The 7485-nt window shown below is 42.3% G+C and carries 9 protein-coding genes and 1 tRNA gene; 2 read left to right on the top strand and 8 right to left on the bottom strand.

All coding sequences use genetic code 11. From position 1 onward, the window contains the following. Window positions 1–161: 161 nt before the first annotated feature. The 6 genes from O9332_RS22735 to O9332_RS22710 form a co-directional block, all read right to left on the bottom strand. The gene (locus O9332_RS22735; protein ID WP_002762139.1) at window positions 162–431 is read right to left on the bottom strand and encodes a type II toxin-antitoxin system RelE family toxin; all 270 of its coding nucleotides are present in this window, start codon (window positions 429–431) and stop codon (window positions 162–164) included. After that, window positions 428–631, bottom strand: coding sequence for a RelB antitoxin-like protein (locus tag O9332_RS22730; protein WP_002800856.1), 204 nt, complete (start codon window positions 629–631; stop codon window positions 428–430). Before O9332_RS22730 ends, O9332_RS22735 begins: the two co-directional genes overlap by 4 nt. A gap of 34 nt (window positions 632–665) precedes the next feature. After that, on the bottom strand, window positions 666–848 hold the full coding sequence (locus O9332_RS22725) for a DUF1902 domain-containing protein (protein WP_002762135.1): 183 nt from the start codon (window positions 846–848) through the stop codon (window positions 666–668). A 44-nt stretch (window positions 849–892) separates the two neighbouring features. Beyond that, window positions 893–1111: a DUF2283 domain-containing protein gene (locus tag O9332_RS22720; protein WP_002762133.1), complete on the bottom strand. Its 219-nt coding sequence runs from the start codon at window positions 1109–1111 to the stop codon at window positions 893–895. Beyond that, complete coding sequence (locus tag O9332_RS22715) at window positions 1108–1344, bottom strand: DUF4258 domain-containing protein (RefSeq protein WP_002762131.1); 237 nt, start codon at window positions 1342–1344, stop codon at window positions 1108–1110. The genes O9332_RS22720 and O9332_RS22715 overlap by 4 nt, the downstream gene beginning before the upstream one ends. Window positions 1345–1424: 80 nt before the next feature. Then, window positions 1425–4436, bottom strand: a complete 3012-nt coding sequence (locus O9332_RS22710; protein ID WP_288027548.1) for a tetratricopeptide repeat protein — start codon at window positions 4434–4436, stop codon at window positions 1425–1427. Between the two features lie 93 nt (window positions 4437–4529). Here O9332_RS22710 and O9332_RS22705 point away from each other — a divergent pair, with 93 nt between their 5' ends. Then, window positions 4530–4676: a TauD/TfdA family dioxygenase gene (locus O9332_RS22705; protein WP_002762128.1), complete on the top strand. Its 147-nt coding sequence runs from the start codon at window positions 4530–4532 to the stop codon at window positions 4674–4676. Window positions 4677–4712: 36 nt separating this feature from the next. On the opposite strand, the gene O9332_RS22700 is transcribed toward O9332_RS22705, so the two are convergent. Next, window positions 4713–4786: transfer RNA gene (locus O9332_RS22700), tRNA-Met, on the bottom strand. Between the two features lie 83 nt (window positions 4787–4869). Beyond that, window positions 4870–6597, bottom strand: coding sequence for a succinate dehydrogenase/fumarate reductase flavoprotein subunit (locus tag O9332_RS22695; RefSeq protein ID WP_012267896.1), 1728 nt, complete (start codon window positions 6595–6597; stop codon window positions 4870–4872). 386 nt (window positions 6598–6983) lie between these two features. On the opposite strand from O9332_RS22695, the gene O9332_RS22690 reads away from it, so the two are divergent. Beyond that, window positions 6984–7259 (top strand): TMEM165/GDT1 family protein, encoded by a 276-nt coding sequence (locus O9332_RS22690; RefSeq protein ID WP_002764179.1) that lies wholly within the window; start codon window positions 6984–6986, stop codon window positions 7257–7259. Window positions 7260–7485: the final 226 nt, after the last annotated feature.

The following is a 7485-nucleotide window of genomic DNA, read 5'->3' as shown; positions in this document are numbered from 1 at the left end:
CAATTGTCTATCTTTTGGTATTAACCTATTTGTGCCTTAAGTCCTTTCCTGTATGAATTTCAGCTACTTTTGAGCGTAGTTGCTCTCATCGAATTTTATTTTAAGTTAATTATTTGCATAACAATTCCCGAAGAGCCAATGATTCTTTATCTACCGAAATTTTACGGGAAATAACGATAGAATTCTCGACGATGAAGAACACGAGCAAATGTAATTGTATCTTCTTCAACAAAAAAACCAATTCTATAGTCACCAATTCGGATACGATAGGCATTATATTCTCCTTTTAATTTTTTAAGGTTGTTAATTTCGCTTAGCTGCTTAACTGCTAAAATATCAGTAAAGACAAGGTTTTTTATGACTGAGTAAGGGGAGGTACTTTTTAAATCTTTAAGATCCTTGATAAAAGTAGGAAGATAGTTGATTTTCATTCTTTTTCTAATTCAATTAAAGCTTCCTCCAAAGTTAAGGGAGTTTCATCTTTAACGTCTATCATGGCGCAATAGAGTCCAGTATCTTCATAGGTTTCTATTATTTGTTGATAGTCTTCAAAGTTAATAATAACTTGCTGTATCTGACCTTGATTATCCGTAATCAAGTCTTGAGCAAAGGGATAATCTTTGATGTTCATAATTAATTGTTCCTCATTTTGTGGACGGTTTGCATTATTCACACTCCTTTGTTTCCAATTCTAATAGGATGGGAATTAAGTCTTTGGCAATATCAATGACGGCATCTATTGTATCAGCTTCAGCGACAAGTCCTTGTATATCGGGACTGGTGGCGACATAGTAATCTTGTCCGTTTTCTTGAAAGCGCTCAATAGTGAGGTTAATTGGGTTTTGCATGGGGAATCCATAGAGTTTATAGAATAATTTTATTATGACAACTCTTATAAACTTGAAGCTAATTCAGGCGCGACAATAGTTTCTAGGGAAAAAGCATTCAGATCCGTTAAGCTTCTGGCGTGTTCCAAGGTAATTGCACAAATGTTCCCATTTTTATCAAGATCGACTAAGGTATTTTCATTGATTTCTTGAGTCTCGACAATAGGATTGTTATTGAACTCTAAATATAGAGTATCCGTATCTTGAAAGTAGGTGATTTTCATGGCTTAAAATTCCTATCAAAAAAAGCATTGTGAACTGTGATACCATCTTCGAGTAAGACAACTCTCAACGCCTTGTTGTCTATTTCCTCAATTAATGCCCAGCGGCGAATTCGTCCATCATTTTGGTGAACTTCCAGAATAGGATTATTGATTGTGTATTCAATCCATTCCATTTTGATATTGGCTCGATCTGGTCGTTTTCTGGTGGCTAAAAAGTATTGAGTAAATTTCATTGAGGCGATTGAATTGTTTGCTTATAAGTATCAATGAAGTTAATTTTCATAGTTTTGCTTAATGGGAGTTAAGGATAATTTTATAGATTGTCTGCTACATCCCCCTGAATTTGCCTTAACAATTCCTCACAATCTTTAACCAAGGGAATCCCCAATTCTTGGGATAATGCTAGGGCTTGTTGACAATGGGTATATGCGATTTGAATGTCACTTATCCGATACGCAATATTTGCAAGAGCAAAATGACAACGCATTACTATTTCCTGTAAAACAGTTCCTTGAGCAATAGCTAAGGATTTATTAATATAGTCTTTCGCTTGAATATATTTTTTAAGCTCAAAATAAGTTTTTCCAAGGTTATGTAAGCTTACTGCTATACCTCTCTGATAATTATTTTTTTGACTTAGCTCTAATGATTTCTCAAAGAATGCTAATGCTGTTTCATGTTGTTCTAAATGAGCATAGCAAGCCCCAAGAGAAATTAATTCAAGTGCAATTCCTCTTTGATCCCCCATTTCCTCTTTTAAGACTAAAGATTCTTGATGTTTAACGATTGCTTCTTGATATTTTCCCACGTCGGCATAACAATTACCTATATTACCAAGTGACTCTGATATCCTTTGTTTGTTACCAATTTCTTCTCCTATTTTTAGAGATTTCTGATTATAAAAGATTGCCTCCTTATATTGACCTAAGCTTCGGAAGCAACACGCAAGATTATTATAAGCAAGTGCTAATCCCTGTTGATCGCCAAGAATCTCCTTGACGATTAAGCCTGCTTGATGATAGAGAATCGCCTGTAAATATCTGCCAGAATAGCTGTAACAATTTCCTATATTCAAAAATGCGGAAGCCATTCCTCCAAGATCATCAATCTTTTGTGAAATTTCAAAATGCCTTTTATGATTGTCTATAGCTTCATTCAATTTTCCTATAGAACTATAACAAATACCTAAATTACCAAAGGTCCCTGCCATACCTAGATAATTGCCAATTTTATCTTGAATTGCTAGACATTGCTCATGATACTTGATGGCTTGCTGATAATCGCCTTGCGAAAAGTAACAAATCCCTAAATTACCCAGTGCAGAAGCAACTCCTGCCCAATTTTTATTTTTTTCCGATAGGGCATAATGTTGCTTATGGATAGTAATTGCTTTTGAATATTCTCCTAAATTTTTATAACTTATTCCCAACAAAGACAACACAATGCCGAACTCTTGTTTTTGTTTTTGATCCTCTATCCAATTATTAATTAAAATCTCATACAATTCTATTGATTTTCGACTTAAGCCTGTGAAGTACAAAAAACTATTAACCGATTTATCTTTCCCTTCTCCTCCTCGATCCTCATTCAAAATATTGTATGCTAACTGCCATTCTCCCAATTCCCCTGCATGGTGAAACGCCTCTAAATATTCCTTCAAATCTTCCAAGGATTCCCAGGGAGGGACAGGTAAATGAGCTAAATAATAATCTAAGGCTAATTGATGGGCAGATCGCAATATTTCAGGATTTGCTTGATCTTGCACCACCATGGAAATTAAAGGCAAAAACTGAAACTGTCGCCGTTTTACATTGTATTCGGGGGGAAATTCTTGTAATAAAGATAAACGAGCTAAATAGCGTAAATCTTCCTCAGTTATTGCTGGAATTAACCCCTGGGCTAACCTGTCATCAAAATTCTCCCGCAGTACCGACAACCGCGTTAAACTCTCCCTAAACTCTTTCGATAATCGCGCTAAACTGGCGGTAATCACTTCTCTGACACAGGTTTCCGTGTCGCGGTGATACCCTTCCACATCAAACATATTTAAGCCCAAATTTTGCGACTCGGTGACAGAAACCCCTTTCCCAAACTTATCTTTCATCAAACTACAAACCAGTTCCATTAAGAGGGGATGACCTCCCATTTTATCGACAAATTGGGCTAATTCTTCATCGCTTCCCGTTAAGCCGTGATCTTCGGTGACATAACGCATCGCATCCGCTTCTTTTAACCCTTTTAAAGGCCAAGAATAATAATAATCTTGCAAATTGACGGGGAATTTTAGCTGTTCTCGACTGGTGACTAATAGCTTACTGCTGCTTTCTGTGTTTAACCATTTTTGCAAGAATTGCTGATAAACCAAATTTACTGGGGCAGTTAGTACCGTTTCCAAATTATTCAACACTAATAAACAGGGTTTAGCGGTTAACCCTTTGCTGATTGCGTCTATTAATTGCCCATCATTCCATTTTTCATCATAATTTTGTTTTAACTCCTCTAATAACCACCGTCCGAACTGTGCCAAAGGGTAAGGCTGGTTAAAATTAACCCATAATACCGGCCAATCAGCAGTTAATTGATCTGTAAACTTTCTCGCCAGGGCAGTTTTACCATAACCCCCGGCGGCGGTAATCTCGATTAACCTTAGATGGTCATTCCCTAACGCTGTTTGGAGTTCTTGCAATTCTTCCCGTCGTCCTTGCCATCTACGCACGGGTGGGAGTTGCGTATCCACTAACCCAGAGGTGGTCAGGGGTTGGACCGCTTTTTTAGAGGGTTCAGACTGTTTTTTTTTAGATTCTTCAATCAGCGATCGCAATTTATCCTCAACGGATACGAAAACTTTTTCATATTCTGATTTCTTTAGATCACAGAGAGGATTGCTGGGAGAATTATTGCTAGGAGACTGAAATTGATGTAAGTAAAATCTTTGTTCTATTCCCTCTTCATTAGTGTATTTAAAAGAAACACTTTTCACAGTAGAATGTCTAAGAAATATAGGAATTATAAGGACTCCTTCTTCTTCACGTCTTTTCAAAATACGGGGTAATTCTTCATTCTTCACATAACGAGAATTAAGCAGGTCTTGGCTAACCAATACCATCGCAATTGTTACTTGTGATAAACTGTCTTTAATTTTTTCATCCCAAATATCCCCCGGTTGTATGTCGAGATCTGACCAGACTATTTTTTCCTCATCATTCAGAGGTTCGAGAAATTTTAACAGTCTGTCTCTCCATCCTTTGTCTTGGTGGGAATAACAAATAAAAATTGATGGCATATCTCTTTCCTCTGACATAACCACTTTTCTGTTATACCACATCTAACCCAGAAAACGGGTTTCTTAGAGAAACCCGTTTTCTAACTTAAGATTGGTCGATTCCAATCCCCGCTACTTCTTTCAAACATTTTGTAAATGGCCCTGTTTGAAGCCTATCACGTTCCGATCTATTTAAAAGCAGAACAGATCTTGATCATGGATAATTATAGTTGTCTCCATTCTCGCCAATCCTACATTGACCCCAATCGCTGTCTTGAAAGGGTAATGTTCGATGTTCCCTAACGGGAAATCGGGGTTAACTACTAGCTTTATAAGTAATGGCGGGAAGCGGATTTGAACCACTGACCTTCGGGTTATGAGCCCGACGAGCTACCAGACTGCTCTATCCCGCGTTGCTTTATCTAGTATAGAACTAAATCTCGGTAAATGCCAAGGAGTTTGTAATATTCCTTTACATTTACCGTCCGACCAGAGGTTAATACTTACGTTCCACGGGGGTGAAATCCTGAATTACCACGGGCATATAGTCGATATCGATGCCGGAGGGGGAATAATAGGCGAGGGTATGCTGAAGGAAATTTTGGTCATCCCGTTGGGGAAAATCTTCGCGGGAATGGGCCCCTCGGCTTTCTTGACGATTGAGGGCAGAGGTGAGGATAATTTCCCCCACCACCATGAGACTTTGTAATTCCCAGGCCTCGATTAGTTCCGTATTCCAGCAATCCCCCCTATCATCGAGGTAAATCTGCTCGTATTGGCGCTTTAATTCGCCAATTTGTTTAATTCCCTCGCGCATGGTCGCTTCGGTGCGAAAAACGCCGCAATGTTGGGTCATACAGTCTTGGAATTGCTGACGTAGTTGACCGATGCGAATCGTGCCTTTTTTGGTCAATAAAGCGGTGATTTCCTCTTTGGCATCCTGAAGGTAAATATCGGGATTAAAGACGGGAAAAGCGCGTTTTTCGACGTATTTAGCGATCGATTTGCCAGTTCTTCTCCCATAGACCACACATTCTAACAGGGAATTACTGCCCAAACGATTGGCCCCGTGGACGGAGACACAGGAACATTCCCCGGCGGAGAAAAAGCCCTCGCTGAGGGTATCGGCACTTAAGCGAACGCGACCATCGGTATTAACGGGAATGCCGCCCATACAATAGTGAACTGTAGGACGGACGGGCATCGGTTCCTCTACCGCATCGACACCGACGAGACGGTGGGCCTCCTCCCAACAAAAGGGAATGCGACTCATAATTTTTTCCCGGCCTAAATGGCGTAAATCCAGATAGACAAAGGGACCCCCGGCGCTACCGTCCAGATTTACCCCCCGGCCGGCGCGAATTTCTAGGGTAATGGCCCGGGAAGTGATGTCCCGGGGGGCTAATTCCATGCGCGAGGGGGCGTAGTCTTCCATAAAACGACGACCTTCGCTATTGATTAAATAAGCACCTTCACCCCGGACTGCTTCCGAGATTAAAACACCGACGGGATAGAGTCCAGTGGGGTGAAATTGGACAAATTCCATGTCTTCTAGGGGAATACCCGCTTTTGCCGATAATGCTAAACCGTCTCCCGTACAGGCGAAATCGTTGGAGGTGGTGTTATAAACGCGACCATAGCCCCCCGTCCCGAACATAATTGCTTTTGCCCGGAGGATTTCTAACTGTCCGGTGGCGATTTGGTACATAACTACGCCTTTAGCCGTACCTTCTTCGAGGATAAGGCGTAAAACATACCATTCATCGTAGATTTTTACCTGATTACGGCCTAAATTGCTGACTAATTCGTGCAGCATGGCGTGACCGGTTTTATCGGCGGCGTAACAGGCCCGGTTATGGCTGTGACCGCCAAAGGCTCTTTGGGCAATGCGTCCATCTTCGAGACGGGAGAATAACACGCCTAGATGTTCCAATTCGATGATAACTTCGGGGGCTTCTTTGGTGAGAATATCCACTGCATCCTGGTCAGCCAGAAAATCGGAACCTTTGACAGTATCGTAGGCGTGGGCCTTGGGATTATCTTTGGGGTCAACGTTTTGCAGGGCGGCGGCGATACCTCCCTGGGCAGCGACGGAGTGGGAACGAATTGGGTGGGTTTTGGCAACGACAGCAACATCGATAGTCGGGTTGAGGCGTTTGATTTCTAAGGCGGCGCGGCATCCTGCTAACCCACCGCCCACTATAACGACATCGTGTTCTTTCATGGCTGATTTTTCTAGGGGCTTCTGTTTCTATGGTGGGGTGAGAATTGCTCGGAAGTCAGTTTTGTAACCGAGACTTTATATTTCAGGAGTCAGGAGATAGGAGATAAGAGATAGGAGATAGGAGACAGGAGATAGGAGTCAGGAGACAGGAGATAGGAGACAGGAGACAGGAGACAGGAGACAGGAGACAGGAGATAGGAGATAGGAGGCGGCCGGCAGGAGGCAGAAGATTATATTTATTGATTCTCCCCACACCCCACACCCCCCCACCCCCCACCCCCCCCCCCCCCACCCCACACCCCCCCCCCCCCCCCCCACCACCCCACGTCCCCACGTCCCCACTTCCCCACTTCCCCACTTCCCCATCACCCATCTCCCTAGAATTTATGAATTGGCAATTATTCGGACTGACATTTATCACGGTTTTTTTGGCAGAAATCGGCGATAAAAGTCAATTAGTAGCGATCGCTCTCGGTGGCAGTTCCAAATCACCCAAAGCCGTCTTTTTTGGCTCAATTACCGCCTTAATCCTGACCAGTTTCTTAGGAGTCCTTGCGGGCGGCAGTATGGCGCAGTTATTCCCCGCTAAGATATTAAAAGCGATAGCGGCCATTGGTTTTGCGCTGCTTGCTGTCCGGCTGCTTTGGCCAGATTCGGATTGATCATTAGGTTTGCGGCAAAAAGCTTTTCCTGGGGGCAGGGTGTGGGGTGTGGGGTGTGGGGTGTGGGGTGTCGGAAGAATAAATAGGGTCTGCTGAAAAAGTTTTTCCTGGGGGTAGGAGTCAGTAGCCGGTCGTCAGGAGCCGGTCGTTTCAGGCTTTGTTGCCCTTGTTTTTTGTACCAAGCGATGTACTACAAGAAGGATAATGCAAGGTTTTTGAACGTCCC

The organism is Microcystis sp. LE19-10.1B (assembly GCF_027530565.1).
Lineage (GTDB): Bacteria > Cyanobacteriota > Cyanobacteriia > Cyanobacteriales > Microcystaceae > Microcystis > Microcystis aeruginosa.
Note: the sequence above shows the minus strand (reverse complement) of the source record. Positions and strands in the feature narration are given on the sequence as shown.